At 61.7% G+C, this 18,485-nt stretch carries 17 protein-coding genes; 13 read left to right on the forward strand and 4 right to left on the reverse strand.

Annotation, left to right across the window (positions count from 1 at the left end):
* Positions 1 to 24: 24 nt before the first annotated feature.
* The 5 genes from D8767_RS05330 to moaE all read left to right on the forward strand — a co-directional run bounded on the left by D8767_RS05330 (position 25) and on the right by moaE (position 4,099).
* On the forward strand, positions 25 to 1,161 hold the full coding sequence (locus D8767_RS05330) for a polysaccharide deacetylase family protein (protein ID WP_016713526.1): 1,137 nt from the start codon (positions 25 to 27) through the stop codon (positions 1,159 to 1,161).
* 272 nt (positions 1,162 to 1,433) lie between these two features.
* Positions 1,434 to 2,828, forward strand: coding sequence for a PhoH family protein (locus tag D8767_RS05335; RefSeq protein WP_012274097.1), 1,395 nt, complete (start codon positions 1,434 to 1,436; stop codon positions 2,826 to 2,828).
* A gap of 106 nt (positions 2,829 to 2,934) precedes the next feature.
* Positions 2,935 to 3,405: a cyclic pyranopterin monophosphate synthase MoaC gene (gene moaC / locus D8767_RS05340; protein ID WP_003251775.1), complete on the forward strand. Its 471-nt coding sequence runs from the start codon at positions 2,935 to 2,937 to the stop codon at positions 3,403 to 3,405.
* Positions 3,405 to 3,650 (forward strand): molybdopterin converting factor subunit 1, encoded by a 246-nt coding sequence (moaD, locus tag D8767_RS05345; protein WP_016713527.1) that lies wholly within the window; start codon positions 3,405 to 3,407, stop codon positions 3,648 to 3,650. Before moaC ends, moaD begins: the two co-directional genes overlap by 1 nt.
* 2 nt (positions 3,651 to 3,652) lie before the next feature.
* Positions 3,653 to 4,099: a molybdopterin synthase catalytic subunit MoaE gene (moaE, locus tag D8767_RS05350; protein WP_016713528.1), complete on the forward strand. Its 447-nt coding sequence runs from the start codon at positions 3,653 to 3,655 to the stop codon at positions 4,097 to 4,099.
* Positions 4,100 to 4,227: 128 nt separating this feature from the next.
* Here moaE and rhlB read toward each other — a convergent pair whose 3' ends face one another.
* Together rhlB and D8767_RS05365 are read right to left on the reverse strand one after the other, a co-directional pair.
* Positions 4,228 to 5,691 carry an ATP-dependent RNA helicase RhlB gene (gene rhlB / locus D8767_RS05360; protein ID WP_016713529.1) on the reverse strand — a complete coding sequence of 488 codons (1,464 nt, stop codon included), beginning with the start codon at positions 5,689 to 5,691 and terminating at the stop codon, positions 4,228 to 4,230.
* Positions 5,692 to 5,792: 101 nt separating this feature from the next.
* Positions 5,793 to 6,449: an alpha/beta hydrolase gene (locus D8767_RS05365; protein WP_016713530.1), complete on the reverse strand. Its 657-nt coding sequence runs from the start codon at positions 6,447 to 6,449 to the stop codon at positions 5,793 to 5,795.
* 332 nt (positions 6,450 to 6,781) lie between these two features.
* On the opposite strand from D8767_RS05365, the gene D8767_RS05370 reads away from it, so the two are divergent.
* The 4 genes from D8767_RS05370 (at position 6,782) to D8767_RS05385 (ending at position 10,939) form a co-directional block, all read left to right on the forward strand.
* Complete coding sequence (locus tag D8767_RS05370) at positions 6,782 to 7,810, forward strand: amino acid ABC transporter substrate-binding protein (RefSeq protein ID WP_016713531.1); 1,029 nt, start codon at positions 6,782 to 6,784, stop codon at positions 7,808 to 7,810.
* Positions 7,811 to 7,877: 67 nt separating this feature from the next.
* Positions 7,878 to 9,056, forward strand: coding sequence for an amino acid ABC transporter permease (locus D8767_RS05375; protein WP_016713532.1), 1,179 nt, complete (start codon positions 7,878 to 7,880; stop codon positions 9,054 to 9,056).
* Positions 9,057 to 9,066: 10 nt separating this feature from the next.
* Positions 9,067 to 10,164 (forward strand): amino acid ABC transporter permease, encoded by a 1,098-nt coding sequence (locus D8767_RS05380; RefSeq protein ID WP_016713533.1) that lies wholly within the window; start codon positions 9,067 to 9,069, stop codon positions 10,162 to 10,164.
* Between the two features lie 10 nt (positions 10,165 to 10,174).
* The gene (locus tag D8767_RS05385) at positions 10,175 to 10,939 is read left to right on the forward strand and encodes an amino acid ABC transporter ATP-binding protein (protein ID WP_003251792.1); all 765 of its coding nucleotides are present in this window, start codon (positions 10,175 to 10,177) and stop codon (positions 10,937 to 10,939) included.
* Between the two features lie 31 nt (positions 10,940 to 10,970).
* Here the strand turns inward: D8767_RS05385 and algW are convergent, their stop codons facing one another.
* Positions 10,971 to 12,131 (reverse strand): Do family serine endopeptidase AlgW, encoded by a 1,161-nt coding sequence (gene algW, locus D8767_RS05390; protein ID WP_016713534.1) that lies wholly within the window; start codon positions 12,129 to 12,131, stop codon positions 10,971 to 10,973.
* Positions 12,132 to 12,288: 157 nt separating this feature from the next.
* On the opposite strand from algW, the gene D8767_RS05395 reads away from it, so the two are divergent.
* From D8767_RS05395 to cysN, 3 genes are all read left to right on the forward strand, one after another.
* Complete coding sequence (locus tag D8767_RS05395; protein ID WP_016713535.1) at positions 12,289 to 13,047, forward strand: Nif3-like dinuclear metal center hexameric protein; 759 nt, start codon at positions 12,289 to 12,291, stop codon at positions 13,045 to 13,047.
* Positions 13,048 to 13,242: 195 nt separating this feature from the next.
* Entirely contained in the window at positions 13,243 to 14,160 is a 918-nt protein-coding gene (cysD, locus tag D8767_RS05400; protein ID WP_013974136.1) for a sulfate adenylyltransferase subunit CysD, read from the forward strand.
* 15 nt (positions 14,161 to 14,175) lie between these two features.
* A complete protein-coding gene (gene cysN, locus D8767_RS05405; protein ID WP_016713536.1) occupies positions 14,176 to 16,077 on the forward strand; it encodes a sulfate adenylyltransferase subunit CysN in 1,902 nt (633 codons plus the stop codon).
* 579 nt (positions 16,078 to 16,656) lie between these two features.
* Here the strand turns inward: cysN and D8767_RS05415 are convergent.
* Complete coding sequence (locus D8767_RS05415) at positions 16,657 to 17,136, reverse strand: Lrp/AsnC family transcriptional regulator (RefSeq protein ID WP_016498026.1); 480 nt, start codon at positions 17,134 to 17,136, stop codon at positions 16,657 to 16,659.
* A gap of 128 nt (positions 17,137 to 17,264) precedes the next feature.
* Here D8767_RS05415 and D8767_RS05420 point away from each other — a divergent pair, with 128 nt between their 5' ends.
* Positions 17,265 to 18,461 (forward strand): methionine gamma-lyase, encoded by a 1,197-nt coding sequence (locus D8767_RS05420; protein ID WP_016713538.1) that lies wholly within the window; start codon positions 17,265 to 17,267, stop codon positions 18,459 to 18,461.
* Positions 18,462 to 18,485: the final 24 nt, after the last annotated feature.

Here is an 18,485-nt window from a genome sequence, read left to right on the forward strand (position 1 = left end):
TTTGCCGTTGCGGAGCCTTCCACCGTGCGCATCGCCTTTGCCTTGCTGGCTGCTCTGTTGAGCTATGCCGTGCAAGCCGCCCCTTCACCCCAGGTCAGCCTGGACCGCAGCCTGTGGCCCGAACAGCTGGATAGCCCCGCGCTGTTCGATGTGGCCTCGCGGGCCGAGATTCTTTCGTTCGCCCAGGTGCTGCATGAGAGCGAATTGCTGGACGATGCGGCGCTGGCGGCACGGCTGGGGTTGCGGCAGATCAATCTGCAGAAGGTGCGCCAGGTGCGGGCGCGCATGTGGCAGCGGTTATCGGAAGGTTATCAACAGGCTCAGCGCAGTTGCGAGCAGGATGCATCGTTTTGCTATCCGGTAACTTCCATGGCGGATTTACGTACTCAGGCGGCAACGTTCGCTGCTGATGTCGGCACGTTCTATGCCGGTTGGATCGAACCGAGCCATCAGTTCCATGTGCGCTACCTGGACGAACAGCTGCGCAAGGCAGCATTGCTGCCGCAGACCAGCAGTGAGGTCGAGCGGCTGTCTTCGCGCGAGCGCAATGGTGATGAGCTGAACGACCGCATGTTCCTGCTGACCTTTGTCGGTGGGCCCGGACCTGACGGTGGTAGTACCGACTTACTGGCGGATTATCTGCGCCGGCAAAAGCTGAAGGGCACGTTCTTCGTGCTCGGAAACCGCCTGCAACAGCGCCGCGATGCCGGACCGGCGAATGCCTTGCGCCAGCTCTATAGCGGGCAGTGCGTGGGCCTCCAGGGTTGGGAATACCGCTCACACGCGCAATGGACAGGCTGGCAGGATTCGCTGCGCCGCAGCCAGGCGCGGATTCAGGCCGACCTGCCGGGCCAGTATGTACCGCTGTTCCGCCCGCCTTATGGTCAACGTCGTGCCGATGGCGAGGCCTTCATGGCTAGCCAGCAGTTGCGGGTATCGCTGTGGGATATCGATGCCCAGGACGATGGCGCTTTGAGCGCCGAGGCCTCGGCGCAGCGGGTGCTGACCTTGATGCTGTTGTGGCGCAAAGGGGTGATCCAGTTCCACGACAGCCTGCCCAAGGCCCAGCCGGCGGTGGAATGGTTGCTGCGCAATACCGCCCAAAGCGGGATTGGCTGGGAAGATTGCCGGGAATATGGATATAGCGAACAAGGGGTATGACTTCTGAGCGTAGCCCCCTCTGGCCTCGCCGCCAAGGCCTCTTCGTCAATCGGAAAAATAAACTTCAAAAAGACGTAAAAATGCTTTTTTCGGTCATGGTTTTTGCGGTATGAAGAAACCAGACAGCCGATTCCTGCAGCACAGGTGGCGTCATCCAGGCCCACCTAGGCAGGTTCGCTTCCCGCCCGTAACAACGCGGATACGGGGAGAGCGGCAGTCACTTTGCGGCGCAACAGACCGCGCCGTATGGCTTCGACATAAGGTGACCGAGTATGGATGACCAAGGACGCAACCCTTCCTCCAGCAAGCCAATCCTCTATGTGCTCGATACCAACGTCCTGATTCACGACCCCAACGCGTTACTCAACTTCGAGGAGCACCACGTCGCCATCCCGATGACGGTGCTGGAGGAACTCGACAAACTCAAGACTGGCAAACAGACCATCGCCGCGGAATGCCGCCAGGCCATCCGCCTGATCGACCAGACCCTTGGTGACGCTTCGCCCAGCGATGTCGAGCAGGGCGTACCGATCCAGCGTAACAAGAGTGGGCCCAAGGGCTTCCTGTCGATCCTGATGAGCCCGCGCAACGAACCGAGCAAGTTGCTGCCGGAAAACCTCAACGACAACATCATCATCAACACCCTGCTCGACGTACGCAGCCGGCGCACCGACCTGGACGTGGTGCTGGTCACCAAAGACATCAACATGCGCCTGAAGGCGCGCGCTTGTGGCATTGCGGCCGAGGACTACAGCACGGACCAGCTGGTCGATGACGTGTCCTTGCTGTCCAAGGGCTACCATTCGGTTACCGGCTCGTTCTGGGACCGCGTCAGCAAAGTCGACACCCGACAGGAGCGCGGCCGCACCTGGCATCGGGTGCAGATGATCGACAACCTGCCGGCGGTGCACATCAACGAGTTCATCATCGATGAGCAGGGCTTCGTCGGCTGGATCAAGGGTATCCGCAACGACGAGCTGCTATTGCTCGACCTGCACCAGGAGCCGCTGCTGCACCAGGAAGCCTGGGGCCTGAAGCCTCGCGATATCCATCAGAGCCTGGCGCTGTTCGCCCTGCTTGACCCGGACATCCACCTGGTCAACCTCACCGGTGCCGCCGGTTCCGGCAAGACCATTCTGGCCCTGGCCGCGGCCATCGAGCAGACCATGGTCAGCAAGCGCTATCGGCGCATCATCGCCACCCGCAGCGTGCAGGGGCTGGACCAGGAAATCGGCTTCCTGCCGGGCACCGAGGCCGAGAAGATGGAGCCTTGGCTGGGTGCCATCACCGACAACCTCGAAGCCTTGCACATGGATGACGAAAGTACCCATGGCAGTGTGGAGTACATCCTCGAACGCGTGCCGCTGCAGTTCAAGTCGCTGAATTACATTCGTGGCCGTAGTTTCCAGCAGAGCCTGATCTTGATCGATGAGTGCCAGAACCTCACGCCGCACCAGATGAAAACCATCATCACCCGTGCAGGGTCCGGTTCCAAAGTGGTCTGCCTGGGCAACCTGGCGCAGATCGACACCCCCTACCTGTCCGCGACCAGCTCGGGCCTGACCTACCTGACCGAGCGCTTCAAGGACTTCCCCCATGGCGTGCACATCACCCTGCAGGGTGTGCCACGTTCGGTGCTGGCCGAGTACGCCGAGTCGCATCTGTAACCCTCACCGCCGGGCGGTTCGCCGCCCGGCCTCTTCGCGCTTGAACCCACTGCTCAAACCTGACCCACAGGTTTACACTGGCTGTTCCCTTCACAGGAGCAGAGCAGTGCTGACACATCTTGATTCCCAGGGGCGGGCCAACATGGTCGACGTCACTGAAAAGGCCGTGACCGAGCGCGAGGCTACCGCCGAGGCGCGGGTGCGCATGTTGCCGCAGACCTTGCAGATGATCGTCGATGGTGAACACCCCAAGGGTGATGTGTTCGCCGTGGCGCGTATTGCCGGTATCCAGGCGGCGAAGAAGACCAGCGACCTCATTCCGCTGTGCCACCCGCTGATGCTGACCAGCGTCAAGGTCGAACTCAGTGCCGAAGGGCAGGACGCGGTGCGTATCGTCGCCCGCTGCAAGCTGGCCGGGCAGACCGGCGTGGAGATGGAAGCGTTGACTGCTGCCAGCGTTGCCGCGCTGACGATCTATGACATGTGCAAGGCGGTGGACAAGGGCATGGTCATCGAGCAGGTGCGTCTGCTGGAAAAGCTCGGTGGCAAGAGCGGGCACTACAAGGTGGAGGCATGATGAAGGTCAAGGTGATGTACTTCGCCCGTTACCGCGAACAGCTGGGCGTGGATGCCGAGCGCGTGGAAGGTGCGTTCAATGTGCTCGACGATGTGCGTAAGGCGTTGGTGGCCAAGGGTGGGAAGTATGCGCTGCTGGCTGAGCAAAACGTGATGTGTGCGCGCAACGAAGAGCTGTGCAGGCTCGATGAGCCGCTGGAAGAGGGCGATGAAGTGGCGTTCTTCCCGCCGGTGACCGGAGGCTGAGCATGGCGGTGCGAGTGCAGGACGGTGCGTTCGACCCCGGGGCCGAGGTCAATGCCATGCATGCGGCCAATGTCGGCGTGGGTGCGGTGGTCGGGTTTGTCGGCTACGTGCGGGATTTCAACGACGGTCGCGAAGTGGCAGGGATGTTCCTGGAGCACTATCCCGGGATGACCGAAAAGGCCTTGGCCAAGATCGTGGTGGAGGCCGAGCAGCGCTGGCCGTTGCTCAAGGTGGAGGTGCTGCACCGCATAGGGGCGCTGGAGCCGGGCGAGCCGATTGTGTTCGTGGGGGTGGCCAGTGCCCATCGGCAGGCGGCGTTCGATGCCTGCAACTTCATCATGGACTACCTGAAGACCCGGGCGCCGTTCTGGAAGAAGGAGAATACCCAGGAAGGGCCAAGGTGGGTGGAAGGGAAGCAGAGTGACCAGGATGCGGCGGGGCGCTGGTAGATAGGATATTGATGGCCGGGGCTTTGCCCCGGTTCGCGGGTAAACCCGCTCCTACCGGGACTGCGCATGACCTGAGGACAGCGCAGTACCTGTGGGAGCGGGTTTACCCGCGAAGAGGCCGGCACAGGTTAATGGTGCTTGCGCGGCACCGGCTTCAGCAGCTCATCCGGCGGCATCTCACACTTGATCTTGCGCCCCAGCAGTTCTTCGATCGCCGGCAGCTGGTAGGAGTCATCCTCCCCGGCAAAGCTGATAGACACGCCGCTGGTCCCCGCGCGGCCTGTGCGGCCAATGCGGTGCACGTAGTCATCCGGGTCTTCCGGCAGGGTGAAGTTGATCACGTGGCTGATGCCATCGATGTGAATGCCGCGCCCCGCCACATCAGTCGCCACCAGCACGGTAATGCGCCCTTCGCGGAAGTTTTCCAGGGTACGAATGCGCTTGTGCTGCGGCACGTCGCCCGACAGCTGGGCGGCATTGATGCCGTCGCGCACCAGTTTTTCCTCGATGCGCCGCACTTCGTCCTTGCGGTTGGCAAACACCATCACCCGTTCCCATTTGTTCTGGGTCACCAGGTTGTACAGCAGCTTGTACTTGTCGCTGCCGGCCACGGCATACACGTGCTGCTCGACCGTTTCGCTGGCCACGTTCTCCGGCTCGATCTCGACGATGGCCGGATTGGTGGTCCACTGCTTGGCCAGGTTCATCACGTCGTCGGTGAAGGTGGCCGAGAACAGCAGGGTCTGGCGCTCGCTTTTCGGCGGCGTCTGGCGAATGATCTGGCGTACCTGCGGGATGAAGCCCATGTCGAGCATGCGGTCGGCTTCGTCCAGCACCATCACCTCGACCATGTCCAGGTGCACTTCGCCGCGCTGGTTGAAGTCCAGCAGGCGACCCGGGGTGGCGACCAGGATGTCGCAGTGGCGCGCTTCCAGGGCCTTGAGCTGCTTGTCGAAGTCCATACCGCCGACGAAGCTCATCACGTTCAGACCGGTGTACTTGGTCAGGGCGATGGCGTCCTTGGCGATTTGCACCACCAGCTCGCGGGTGGGCGCGATGATCAGCGCGCGCGGTTCACCCATGTAACGCTCTTTGGGCGGCGGCGTCTGCTGCAGCTGGGAAATGATCGAAATCAGGAACGCAGCGGTTTTGCCGGTACCGGTCTGCGCCCGGCCAATGGCGTCCTGGCCACGCAGGGTGTAACCCAGCACCTGCGCCTGGATCGGCGTGCAGTACGGGAAGCCCAGGTCGTGGATGGCGTGCATCAGCTCGTTGGACAGCTTGAAGTCGTGGAAGCGGGTTTTGCCTTCCTGCGGCTCGACCACGAAGTCTTCCGGTTTCCACAGGCTGGCCTGCGGCTTGGGCTTGCGCTCGCGACGCGGTTTTTCCTTGGCCGAGGTGTCGGCGGCTGGCGTAGCGGCGGTGGGCTGTTCGGCCTTTGGGGCAGGTTTGGCGCGTGGAGCGGCCGGTTTGGGCGCGGGCCGGGCCTCTGCAGCAGGGGCGGGCGCAGGCGGCGTCACACTGGCAGCAGGAGCGGCGGCCTGTGGCGCGGCGTCTCCCTTGCCGAATATTTTCTTGAGTGCCTTGAGCACGATCGTCTCATCAACTGGTTAAGGAATGTACGCCGGGCAGTGTAAAGCAAGAACCGGGCGCGGCGTAGTGGAATAGCCCTACAACTACAGGCGGTGCTGGCTTATTGCAGTTGCTTGGCCAGCCATTCGTGGATGTCGTTCAGCTCCTCGACCACCACCTCGTGCTCCATCGGGTACTCGTGCCAGCGGGCGGCCACGCCCCAGGTATTCAGGTACTCGAAGGCGGTGCGGCCCATGGACGGGATCACCACTGGGTCGTGCACGCCGTGCAGGCACAGAGCAGGGGTGCGTTGCTGGCACGCACTCAACTGGTGCTGGTCGTTGAAGGTGGGGGCATAGGTGGACAGGGCAATCACCCCGCCCAGTGCTTCTTGCCACTTTATATAGGCAGTGTGCAGCACCACCGCGCCACCCTGGGAGAAACCGGCCAGGAAGATACGCGACAGGTTGATGCCTTTGGCCCGCTCGGCCTTGATCAGGGCAATCACCTGTTCGGCCGATTCCTCCAGCTGCGCTTCGTCAATGGCGCGGGCCGGGGTCATGGCCTTGATGTCGTACCAGCTGGGCATGGCGTAGCCGCCATTGATGGTCACCGGGCGGGTTGGGGCCTGGGGCATGATGAAGCGGGTGCTGAGCAGGCGCTCCTGCATGAATTCGGCCACAGGTAGGAAGTCGTAACGGTCTGCACCCAGACCGTGCAACCAGATCACACAGGCATCAGCGGTTTTCTGCGGTTCGAGAATCAGCGGGTTGGTCATGACTGCTCCGAAAGTGTGCGGGTCTTGTTATGGCGTGCGTGAAAAGAAGGCACTAGAAATGATTGTCGGAAAAAGAATGTCGCAACGATACAACTTTCCCTACTTGACGAGCGCTTAAACGCTACAGCCGCGAATTTTGGTACGCGCTTTGCAATTCAACCTGTGATGCAAAGGGCAGGCCGTGACGGTAACACCCTTTGCACGCGAAGGCTGTCATAGAACAGCCCATTGCGCCAATTGACCCAATAACAAGCCAATACGGGTCGGATACGCCTCAAAAGGGTGCGGTGCAATTCCGGCTCGATACAACAAGAGCGATTTGGAGGTTGTGAATGAAGATGTTGAAAACCACCCTGGCAGTCCTGACCGCTGCCGCCGCGCTGGGCGCCGTGAGCAACGCCCAGGCTGGCGCCACCCTCGATGCGGTAAAGAAGAAGGGCTTCGTCCAGTGTGGCGTGAGCGACGGTCTTCCGGGCTTCTCGGTCCCTGATGCGCAGGGCAAGATCGTCGGTATCGACGCCGATGTGTGCCGCGCCGTGGCCGCCGCCGTGTTCGGCGATGCGACCAAGGTCAAGTTCAGCCAGCTCAACGCCAAGGAACGCTTCACCGCCCTGCAGTCGGGCGAAGTGGACGTGCTGTCGCGCAACACCACCTGGACCAGCTCGCGCGATGCCGGCATGGGCCTGGTGTTTGCCGGTGTTACCTACTATGACGGCGTAGGCTTTTTGGTCAACAAGAAGCTGGGTGTTTCCAGCGCCAAGGAGCTCGATGGCGCGACCATCTGTATCCAGGCCGGTACCACCACCGAGCTGAACGTGTCGGACTTCTTCCGCGCCAATAACCTCAAGTACACGCCGATCACCTTCGACACCTCGGACGAAAGCGCCAAGTCGCTGGAGTCGGGCCGTTGCGACGTGCTGACCTCGGACAAGTCGCAGCTGTTCGCCCAGCGCTCCAAGCTGGCCGCGCCGACCGAGTACGTGGTGCTGCCGGAGACCATCTCCAAGGAACCGCTGGGCCCGGTGGTGCGTAAAGGCGACGAGGAGTGGTTCAGCATCGTCAAGTGGACCCTGTTCGCCATGCTCAACGCCGAAGAGGCGGGCATCACCTCGAAGAATGTCGAGGCCGAAGCCAAGGCCACCAAGAACCCGGACGTCGCCCGCCTGCTGGGCGCGGACGGTGAGTACGGCAAGGACCTCAAGCTGCCCAAAGACTGGGTAGTGCAAATCGTGAAGCAAGTCGGCAACTACGGCGAAGTGTTCGAGAAGAACCTGGGCCAGAGCACCGACCTGAAGATCGACCGTGGCATGAACGCCCTGTGGAACAACGGCGGCATCCAGTACGCGCCACCTGTGCGCTGATGGCTGCACCCTGCGGCGGCATCCCGCCGCCGCAGGCTGTTCGAATCCCTACTGTCCGGGGCATTTCATGCAAAATCAAATCGGCGCACCCAAGGGCTTGTCCCTTAACGATCCGCGTGTGCGCGCGTGGCTGTTCCAGATCCTCACGATCGTTTTCGTGGTCGGCCTGGGCTGGTACCTGTTCCACAACACGCAAACCAACCTGCAACACCGGGGGATTACCTCGGGCTTCGACTTTCTCGACCGCAGTGCCGGCTTCGGCATCGCCCAGCACCTGATTCCCTATGTGGAATCCGACAGCTATGCGCGGGTGTTCGTCATCGGCCTGCTCAATACCCTGCTGGTGACCTTCATCGGTGTCATTCTGGCGACGATCCTGGGCTTCATCATCGGTGTGGCGCGGTTGTCGCCTAACTGGATGATCAACAAGCTGGCGACCGTGTATGTGGAAACCTTCCGCAACATTCCGCCGTTGTTGCAGATCCTGTTCTGGTACTTCGCCGTGTTTCTGACCCTGCCGGGACCGCGGGGCAGCATCAACATCGACGACACCTTCTTTATCAGTAACCGTGGCCTGAACATGCCCGGCGCTTCGATGGCCGACGGCTTCTGGCCGTTCGTCGTTGCCTTGACCGTGGCGGTGGTGGCGATCGTGGTGATGGTGCGTTACGCCAACAAGCGCTTCGACGAGACCGGCGTGCCGTTTCACAAGTTCTGGGTGGGGCTGGCGTTGTTCGTCGCCATTCCGGGCCTGAGCGTGCTGCTGTTCGGCAGCCCGGTGACCTGGGAAGTGCCGCAACTGAAAGGCTTCAACTTCGTCGGTGGCTGGGTATTGATCCCCGAGCTGCTGGCGCTGACCCTGGCCCTGACGATCTATACGGCCGCCTTCATCGCCGAAATCGTGCGTTCCGGCATCCGTTCGGTCAGCCACGGCCAGACCGAAGCCTCACGCTCGTTGGGCCTGCGCGAGGGGCCGACCCTGCGCAAGGTGATCATCCCCCAGGCACTGCGGGTGATCATTCCGCCGCTGACCAGCCAATACCTGAACCTGGCGAAGAACTCGTCGCTGGCGGCCGGTATCGGCTACCCGGAGATGGTCTCGCTGTTCGCCGGTACCGTGCTCAACCAGACCGGCCAGGCCATCGAGGTGATTGCGATCACCATGAGTGTCTATCTCGCCATCAGCATCAGCATTTCGCTGCTGATGAACTGGTACAACAAGCGCATTGCGCTGATCGAGCGGTGAGGATACGCCCGTGAATGCCCATGTTTTCAAACCCGACATGCCGCCACCGGTGAAAACCGTCGGCGTGCTCGCATGGATGCGTGCCAATCTGTTTTCCAGCTGGCTCAACACGCTGCTGACCCTGTTTGCCATCTACCTGGTGTGGTTGATCGTGCCGCCGCTTATCCAGTGGGCGTTGATCGACGCCAACTGGGTCGGCACCACCCGCGCCGACTGCACCAAGGAAGGCGCCTGCTGGGTGTTCGTGCAGCAGCGCTTCGGCCAGTTCATGTACGGCTATTACCCGGCTGAGTTGCGCTGGCGCGTGGACCTGACCGTGTGGCTTGCCGTGCTCGGCGCTGCACCGCTGTTCATCAAGCGCTTCCCGCGCAAGGCCTTCTATGGCTTGGGGTTCCTGGTGCTGTACCCGATCCTGGCCTACACCCTGCTGCATGGCGGCGTGCTTGGGCTGGAAACCGTGGCTACAAGCCAGTGGGGCGGGCTGATGCTGACCTTGGTGATCGCCACCGTGGGTATCGTTGGCGCCTTGCCGCTGGGCATCCTGCTGGCCCTGGGCCGGCGTTCGCGGATGCCGGCCGTGAAGGTGGTGTGCGTGACCTTCATCGAGTTCTGGCGCGGGGTGCCGTTGATCACCGTGCTGTTCATGTCGTCGGTGATGCTGCCGCTGTTTCTGCCTGAAGGCATGAGCTTCGACAAGCTGCTGCGGGCGATGATCGGCGTGATCCTGTTCCAGTCGGCGTACATCGCCGAAGTGGTACGCGGGGGCCTGCAAGCCATTCCCAAGGGCCAGTACGAAGCCGCTGCGGCCATGGGCCTGGGCTACTGGCGCGCGATGGGCCTGGTGATTCTGCCGCAGGCGCTCAAGCTGGTTATTCCCGGCATCGTCAACACCTTCATTGCCCTGTTCAAGGACACCAGCCTGGTGATCATCATCGGTCTGTTCGACCTGCTGAACAGCGTCAAGCAAGCCGCCGCCGACCCGGCCTGGCTGGGCATGGCCACCGAGGGCTATGTGTTTGCCGCCCTGGTGTTCTGGATTTTCTGTTTCGGTATGTCCCGCTACTCCATGCACCTGGAGCGCAAGCTGGACACTGGCCACAAGCGTTAGGAGTTTCGAAATGAGTGAAGCGATCAAGCAGCCTGCTGGCCCCGAAGGCATCATCCAGATGCAGGGTGTGAACAAGTGGTATGGCCAGTTCCATGTGCTCAAGGACATCAACCTGAACGTGCGCCAGGGCGAGCGTATCGTACTGTGCGGGCCGTCCGGCTCGGGCAAGTCCACCACCATCCGTTGCCTCAACCGCCTGGAAGAACACCAGCAGGGGCGCATCGTGGTGGATGGCGTGGAACTGACCAACGACCTCAAGCAGATCGAGGCCATCCGCCGCGAGGTGGGCATGGTGTTCCAGCACTTCAACCTGTTCCCGCACCTGAGCATTCTGGAAAACTGCACCCTGGCGCCAATGTGGGTGCGCAAGATGCCCCGGCGCAAGGCTGAGGAAATTGCCATGCACTACCTGGAGCGCGTGCGCATTCCAGAGCAGGCGCACAAGTACCCGGGGCAGTTGTCCGGTGGCCAGCAGCAGCGTGTGGCGATTGCCCGTGCGCTGTGCATGAAGCCGAAGATCATGCTGTTCGACGAACCGACCTCGGCGCTGGACCCGGAAATGGTCAAGGAAGTGCTCGATACCATGGTGGGCCTGGCCGAGGATGGCATGACCATGCTCTGTGTAACCCACGAAATGGGCTTTGCCCGCACCGTGGCGAACCGGGTGATCTTCATGGACAAGGGGGAGATCGTGGAGCAGGCGGCGCCGGATGACTTCTTCGACCGGCCGCGCAGTGACCGGACCAAGTTGTTCCTCAGCCAGATCCTGCACTGATGCAAATGGGGCCGCTAAGCGGCCCCATTTTTTACTTCTCTTCTTGCGTGGCAGCCGGTGCCGGCGGCGGCCGCAGCCCCACCTCGGCAATCAGCTTCAACTGATGCCCATTGCGCATCACCTCGATGGTGATCTTCTCGTTAGGCTTGATCCGCGCCACCTGGTTCATCGACTTGCGCCCGTCGCCGGCCGGTTCGCCGTTGATGCTCAGAATCACATCACCCAGTTGCAGCCCGGCCTTGGCCGCCGGCCCTTCGCGGAAGATGCCCGCCACCACGATACCCGGGCGGTCCTTCATGCCGAACGACTCGGCCAGCTCCTGGCTCAGCGGCTGTACTTCGATGCCCAGCCAGCCACGGATCACCTGGCCATGCTCGACGATCGACTTCATCACCTCCAGCGCCAGTTTCACCGGGATGGCGAAGCCGATGCCCTGCGAACCGCCCGACTTCGAGAAAATCGCGGTATTGATGCCGATCAGGTTGCCATTGGCATCGACCAAGGCGCCCCCCGAGTTACCCGGGTTGATTGCGGCGTCGGTCTGGATGAAGTCTTCGTAGTTGTTCAGGCCCAGCTGGTTGCGGCCGGTGGCACTGATGATACCCATGGTGACGGTTTGGCCGACGCCGAACGGGTTACCGATGGCCAGCGACACATCGCCGATGTGAATGGTGTCGGAGCGGCCGATGGTGATGGCCGGCAGGTTCTTCAGGTCGATCTTCAGCACTGCCAGGTCGGTTTCCGGGTCGCTGCCGATCACTCGGGCCAGGGTTTCGCGGCCATCCTTCAAGGCCACGACGATCTGGTCGGCCCCGCTGGTGACATGGTTATTGGTCAGCAGGTAGCCCTCGGGGCTCATGATCACTGCCGAGCCCAGGCTCGACTCCCAGCGGCGCTGCTTGGGCAGGTTGTCGCCGAAGAAGCGGCGGAACTGTGGGTCTTCGAACAATGGGTGGGCGCTTTTGTTCACCACTTTGGTGGTGTACAGGTTGACCACCGCAGGCGCGGCCAGCGTCACCGCGTCGGCGTAAGACACCGGGCCCTGCATGATGCGAGTGGTTTGCGGCGCCTGTTGCAGGTTGACGTCCTGGCTGGGCAGGCCGACCCATTCCGGGAAGCGCTGGATGATCAGCATGGCGATCAGCACGCCGGTGAGCAGGGGCCAGCCAAAGTAACGAAACGCCTTGAACATGAACGAATCCTGGAAAGAGCAGGGGCCATTGGCCGCGCAGTGGGGCATGAGCGCGCGCGATCATACACCGGTTCCCCCAGTGCCGGCGACGGCCCATAATGGCCGGCATTATACGGGCGTTGCGCCCGAGAAAAGCGCAGTTTTCGAGGAGATTTTCATGGCCGTCGCTCTCAACACCCTGGTCGAGGAAGCCGAACGCTACTTGGGCAGCGCGAAGATCCAGGATTATTGCCCCAATGGCCTGCAGGTCGAAGGCCGGCCACAGGTCAGCCGCATCGTCAGCGGTGTTACCGCCAGCCAGGCGTTGCTGGATGCCGCAGTCGAGGCCGAGGCCGACCTGGTACTGGTGCACCATGGTTACTTCTGGAAGGGTGAGAACCCGTGCATCACAGGCATTCGTCAGCGTCGGCTGAAGACCCTGCTGAACAACGATATCAGCCTGCTGGCCTTTCACCTGCCGCTGGATGTGCACCCGGACGTCGGCAACAACGTGCAGCTGGCACGGCAACTGGACATCACCGTCGAAGGGCCGCTGGACCCGGAAAACCCCAAGGTGGTGGGACTGGTCGGCTCGCTGGTCGAGCCGATGACCGCGCGCGATTTTGCCCGACGGGTGCAGGAAGTGCTGGGGCGTGAGCCGTTGTTGGTGGAAGGGGAGCAGATGATCCGTCGGGTCGGCTGGTGCACCGGTGGCGGGCAGGGTTACATCGAAACGGCGATTGCGGCCGGAGTGGACCTGTACCTGACGGGTGAGGCATCCGAGCAGACCTACCACAGTGCACGCGAGAACGGCGTCAGCTTCATCGCGGCCGGGCACCATGCCACCGAGCGATATGGCGTGCAGGCGTTGGGTGATTACCTGGCGCGGCGGTTTGCCGTGGAGCACCTGTTCATCGACTGCCCGAACCCCATCTGAGATCGGTGTTGCCTTCTTCGCGGGCATGCCCGCGAAGGGCCGCAGGGCGGCCCCCGTTTCAGCCCAAACCCCCAGTCATATCGTTAGACCTTTTCGATCTAGCCCGGCTCCTAAATAGAAGAAGCCGCTGTGATAAAGTGGCTCGCTCGAACACGGCCCGCAGGCCGTCCATAAGATCGTTTTTCGTGAGTAGCCATGGTCGACAAACTGACGCACTTGAAACAGCTGGAGGCGGAGAGCATCCACATTATCCGCGAGGTGGCCGCCGAGTTCGATAACCCGGTGATGCTGTACTCGATCGGCAAGGATTCCGCCGTGATGCTGCACCTGGCGCGCAAGGCCTTCTTCCCAGGCAAGCTGCCGTTCCCGGTGATGCACGTCGACACCCAGTGGAAATTCCAGGAGATGTACAGCTTCCGCGACAAAATGGTCGAGGAAATGGGCCTGGAGCTGATCACCCACGTCAACCCCGAAGGTGTGGCGCAGGGCATCAACCCGTTCACCCATGGCAGCTCCAAGCACACCGACATCATGAAAACCCAGGGCCTGAAGCAGGCACTGGACAAGCATGGTTTCGACGCCGCCTTCGGTGGCGCGCGCCGCGACGAAGAGAAGTCGCGGGCCAAGGAGCGTGTATATTCGTTCCGGGACAGCAAGCACCGCTGGGACCCGAAAAACCAGCGCCCCGAGCTGTGGAACGTGTACAACGGCAAGGTCAACAAGGGCGAGTCGATCCGCGTCTTCCCGCTGTCGAACTGGACCGAGCTGGACATCTGGCAGTACATCTACCTCGAAGGCATCCCGATCGTGCCGCTGTACTTCGCCGCTGAGCGCGAAGTGATCGAGAAGAACGGCACCCTGATCATGATCGACGACGAGCGCATCCTTGAGCATCTCACCGATGAAGAGAAAGCGCGCATCGTCAAGAAGAAGGTGCGTTTCCGTACCCTCGGTTGCTACCCGTTGACGGGTGCTGTCGAGTCGGAAGCCGAGACCCTGACGGACATCATTCAGGAAATGCTCCTGACCCGTACGTCCGAGCGCCAGGGCCGTGTCATCGACCACGATGGCGCCGGTTCCATGGAAGACAAGAAACGCCAAGGCTACTTCTAATTTCAGGGTTACTCCATGTCGCACCAATCTGATCTGATCAGCGAGGACATCCTCGCCTACCTGGCCCAGCACGAGCGCAAGGAACTGCTGCGCTTCCTGACCTGCGGCAACGTTGACGACGGCAAGAGCACCCTGATCGGGCGCCTGCTGCACGACTCGAAGATGATCTACGAGGACCACCTCGAGGCCATCACCCGTGATTCGAAGAAAGTCGGCACCACCGGCGAAGAAGTCGACCTGGCACTGCTGGTAGACGGCCTGCAGGCCGAGCGCGAGCAGGGCATCACCATCGATGTCGCCTACCGCTACTTCTCCACCGCCAAGCGCAAGTTCATCATCGCCGACACCCCGGGCCACGAGCAGTACACCCGCAACATGGCCACCGGTGCGTCCACCTGCGACCTGGCGATCATCCTGGTCGATGCCCGCTACGGCGTGCAGACCCAGACCCGCCGCCACAGCTACATTGCTTCGTTGCTGGGCATCAAGCACATCGTGGTCGCGGTCAACAAGATGGACCTCAAAGGCTTCGATCAGGACGTCTTCGAGTCGATCAAGGCGGATTACCTGAAGTTTGCCGACGCCATCAACCTGACCCCGAGCAGCCTGCACTTCGTGCCGATGTCGGCGCTCAAGGGCGACAACGTGGTCAACCACAGCGAGCGTTCGCCGTGGTACGCCGGCCCTACGCTGATGGAAATCCTCGAAACCGTCGAAGTGTCGGCCGACCGCAACTTCACCGACCTGCGCTTCCCGGTGCAGTACGTGAACCGCCCGAACCTGAACTTCCGCGGCTTCGCCGGTACCATCGCCAGCGGCGTGGTACACAAGGGCGACGAAATCGTCGTGCTGCCGTCGGGCAAGAGCAGCCGCGTCAAGTCCATCGTCACCTATGAGGGTGAACTGGAAAACGCTGGCCCAGGCCAGGCCGTTACGCTCACCATGGAAGACGAGATCGACATCTCCCGTGGCGACCTGCTGGTACACGCCGACAACGTACCGCCGGTGACCGACCAGTTCGACGCCATGCTGGTGTGGATGGCTGAAGAGCCAATGCTGCCGGGCAAGAAGTACGACATCAAGCGCGCCACCAGCTACGTGCCGGGCTCGATTGCCAGCATCACCCACAAGGTCGATGTGAATACCCTTGAGCAGGGCGCTGCCAGCGCACTGCAACTGAACGAGATCGGCCGCGTCAAGGTGGCCCTGGACGCTTCGATCGCCCTGGACGGTTACGACAGCAACCGCACAACCGGTGCGTTCATCGTCATCGACCGCCTGACCAACGGCACCGTTGGCGCCGGCATGATCATCGCCCCGCCAGTACTGCCACACGGCAGCACCGGCCAGCATGGCAAGCAGGCTCACGTGTCGACTGAAGAGCGTGCACTGCGCTTCGGTCAGCAGCCAGCCACCGTGCTGTTCAGCGGCCTGTCCGGCGCTGGCAAGAGCACCCTGGCCTATGCCGTGGAGCGCAAGCTGTTCGACATGGGCCGTGCGGTGTACGTGCTCGACGGCCAGAACCTGCGCCACGACCTGAACAAGGGCCTGCCGCAAGACCGCGCCGGCCGCACCGAGAACTGGCGCCGCGCCGCCCATGTGGCGCGCCAGTTCAACGAAGCCGGCCTATTGACCCTGGCCGCGTTCGTGGCCCCGGACGCCGAAGGCCGTGAACAGGCCAAGGCCTTGATCGGCAAAGACCGTCTGGTAACCGTCTACGTTCAGGCTTCGCCGCTGGCTTGCCGCGAGCGTGACCCGCAAGGCCTGTACGCGGCCGGTGGCGACAACATCCCGGGTGAAAGCTTCCCGTTCGATGTGCCGCTGGATGCTGACCTGGTGATCGACACCCAGTCCACCAGCGTGGATGAAGGCGTGAAGCTGGTGCTGGACGTGCTGCGTCAGCGTGGCGCGATCTAAGCGCTGGCCTGCAATAAAAAACCCGCTTCGGCGGGTTTTTTTATGCGCGTAATCCTGGTTTGTGCGGTGCCTGTAAGAGCAACTGCCATGCTGACAATCTGAAAGTTTTCACAATCAGTGTAGGAGCGGCTTTAGCCGCGAACACCGGCAAAGCCGGTGCCATGCACCGCTGTTCACAAAGGTTCTTCGCTAGCCTCAAGGCTGGCCATGGAGTCGTCCCTGGGGACGAGCTTTCTGTCTTTCTCGACTATCTGATATTCCTCAGTCAGTACCCTGCGTGTGGAAATAACCCGAGCAACATCTTGTTTGGTTGGGCTGGTGCCGCGAGGAGGACCATCGCTCAGCCCCCAGCCGCCTGCACCAGGCCCGCCGCCCCCTCCACCAATCAGCCTCAGTTCTGCCGCTGTGGGCGCTTGTGCGCTTATATATAGCGCCTCATCGAGATAATACGTGTTGTCCCGTGCCATGTAGGTTCTCCAAGTCACTACATGGGCCAGCTTTACGTATGCCGAATTCGCTGCATGTCAGCTGCGGCCTGTCAATCGGCAGGAAGCTTCTCGGTATTCGGAAAAATCTGTCTCAGATATGTTTTTCCGACACAGGTATCACCCGTCTTTCCTTCACCGCCTTGTAGGAAAAACTCGAATAGATCTCCTTCACCCCCGGCAACCGCTGCAGCACTTCCCGAGTAAATTCCCCGAACGACTCCAGGTCCCTTGCCAGGATTTCCAGCAAAAAGTCATAGCGCCCGGAGATGTTGTGGCAGGCCACGATTTCGGGAATTTCCATCAGCCGCTGCTCGAACGCCAGCGCCATGTCCTTGGTGTGCGAGTCCATCATGATGCTGACGAACGCAGTCACGCCAAACCCCAGCGACTTGGGCGAGAGGATGGCCTGGTAGCCGGTGATGTAGCCGTTGTCTTCCAGCAGCTTGACCCGTCGCCAGCAGGGTGAGGTGGTCAGTGCCACCTGGTCGGCAAGTTCGGCGACGGTTAGGCGGGCGTTGTCCTGCAGGGCGGCAAGCAGGGCGCGGTCGGTGCGGTCGAGGCTTGAAGGCATGTTTTGCCCTCCTGGTCCGTTATTTATTGTTTTTGTTCCAGCATGCACGCAGATGCGTGGGCTACTTTGGAAAAAATCGGGCAGCTCGGTGGCATAAGCTTATAGCAAACCACAAGAGGCATGTTGCCATGCGCGACTCCCATAACAACACCGGTTTTTCCACGCGGGCCATTCACCATGGCTACGACCCGCTTTCCCATGGTGGTGCGTTGGTGCCGCCGGTGTACCAGACCGCTACCTATGCCTTCCCCACGGTCGAATACGGCGCTGCGTGCTTCGCTGGGGAGGAGGCGGGGCATTTCTACAGCCGCATCTCCAACCCCACCCTGGCACTGCTGGAACAACGCATGGCTTCACTGGAGGGCGGTGAGGCGGGGTTGGCATTGGCGTCGGGCATGGGGGCCATTACCTCGACGATCTGGACCCTGCTGCGGCCTGGTGACGAGCTGATCGTCGGGCGCACGCTGTACGGCTGCACCTTCGCCTTCCTGCACCATGGCATTGGCGAATTCGGCGTGAAAATCCGCCATGTCGACCTGAACGATGCCAAGGCCCTGAAGTCGGCGATCAACAGCAAAACACGAATGATCTACTTCGAAACGCCGGCCAACCCCAACATGCAACTGGTGGATATCGCCGTGGTGGCCGAGGCGGTGCGCGGGCATGATGTACATGTGGTGGTCGACAACACCTACTGCACGCCCTACCTGCAGCGGCCGCTGGAGCTGGGAGCGGACCTGGTGGTGCATTCGGCGACCAAGTACCTCAGTGGCCACGGTGATATCACTGCCGGCCTGGTGGTGGGACGCAAGGCGCTGATTGACCGTATCCGCCTGGAAGGGTTGAAGGATATGACCGGGGCGGTCCTGTCACCCCACGACGCAGCGCTGCTGATGCGCGGGATCAAGACCTTGGCTCTGCGCATGGACCGACATTGCGCCAATGCCCAGCAGGTGGCGGAGTTTCTGGCTCGGCAGCCGCAGGTGGAGCTGATTCACTACCCGGGGTTGCCGACGTTTGCCCAGTACGAGCTGGCGCAACGCCAGATGCGTTTGCCGGGCGGCATGATCGCTTTCGAGCTCAAGGGCGGTATCGAGGCAGGGCGGCGCTTCATGAATGCGCTACAGCTGTTTGCACGGGCGGTGAGCCTGGGGGATGCCGAGTCGTTGGCACAGCACCCGGCGAGCATGACGCACTCCAGTTACACGCCGCAAGAGCGGGCACATCACGGGATATCGGAGGGGTTGGTGAGGTTGTCGGTGGGTCTGGAGGATGTGGAGGATCTATTGGCGGATGTCGAGCAGGCATTGCAGGCTTGCAAATAGGTAAACCGAAAAAGGCCTCTTGCG

The sequence above is a fragment of the Pseudomonas sp. LTGT-11-2Z genome, from assembly GCF_003691445.1.
In the GTDB taxonomy this organism is placed as follows: Bacteria; Pseudomonadota; Gammaproteobacteria; order Pseudomonadales; family Pseudomonadaceae; genus Aquipseudomonas; species Aquipseudomonas monteilii.

What these genes read in the sequence shown, in the direction of transcription:
- moaD (WP_016713527.1), top strand. Translation starts at nt 3,405, where the DNA reads ATGAAGGTCAAGGTGATGTACTTCGCCCGTTACCGCGAACAGCTGGGC.
- D8767_RS05370 (WP_016713531.1), top strand. Translation starts at nt 6,782, where the DNA reads ATGAAGATGTTGAAAACCACCCTGGCAGTCCTGACCGCTGCCGCCGCG.
- D8767_RS05385 (WP_003251792.1), top strand. Translation starts at nt 10,175, where the DNA reads ATGAGTGAAGCGATCAAGCAGCCTGCTGGCCCCGAAGGCATCATCCAG.
- algW (WP_016713534.1), bottom strand. Translation starts at nt 12,131, where the DNA reads ATGTTCAAGGCGTTTCGTTACTTTGGCTGGCCCCTGCTCACCGGCGTG.
- D8767_RS05395 (WP_016713535.1), top strand. Translation starts at nt 12,289, where the DNA reads ATGGCCGTCGCTCTCAACACCCTGGTCGAGGAAGCCGAACGCTACTTG.
- D8767_RS05375 (WP_016713532.1), top strand. Translation starts at nt 7,878, where the DNA reads ATGCAAAATCAAATCGGCGCACCCAAGGGCTTGTCCCTTAACGATCCG.
- D8767_RS05365 (WP_016713530.1), bottom strand. Translation starts at nt 6,449, where the DNA reads ATGACCAACCCGCTGATTCTCGAACCGCAGAAAACCGCTGATGCCTGT.
- D8767_RS05415 (WP_016498026.1), bottom strand. Translation starts at nt 17,136, where the DNA reads ATGCCTTCAAGCCTCGACCGCACCGACCGCGCCCTGCTTGCCGCCCTG.
- moaE (WP_016713528.1), top strand. Translation starts at nt 3,653, where the DNA reads ATGGCGGTGCGAGTGCAGGACGGTGCGTTCGACCCCGGGGCCGAGGTC.
- cysN (WP_016713536.1), top strand. Translation starts at nt 14,176, where the DNA reads ATGTCGCACCAATCTGATCTGATCAGCGAGGACATCCTCGCCTACCTG.
- cysD (WP_013974136.1), top strand. Translation starts at nt 13,243, where the DNA reads ATGGTCGACAAACTGACGCACTTGAAACAGCTGGAGGCGGAGAGCATC.
- D8767_RS05335 (WP_012274097.1), top strand. Translation starts at nt 1,434, where the DNA reads ATGGATGACCAAGGACGCAACCCTTCCTCCAGCAAGCCAATCCTCTAT.
- D8767_RS05420 (WP_016713538.1), top strand. Translation starts at nt 17,265, where the DNA reads ATGCGCGACTCCCATAACAACACCGGTTTTTCCACGCGGGCCATTCAC.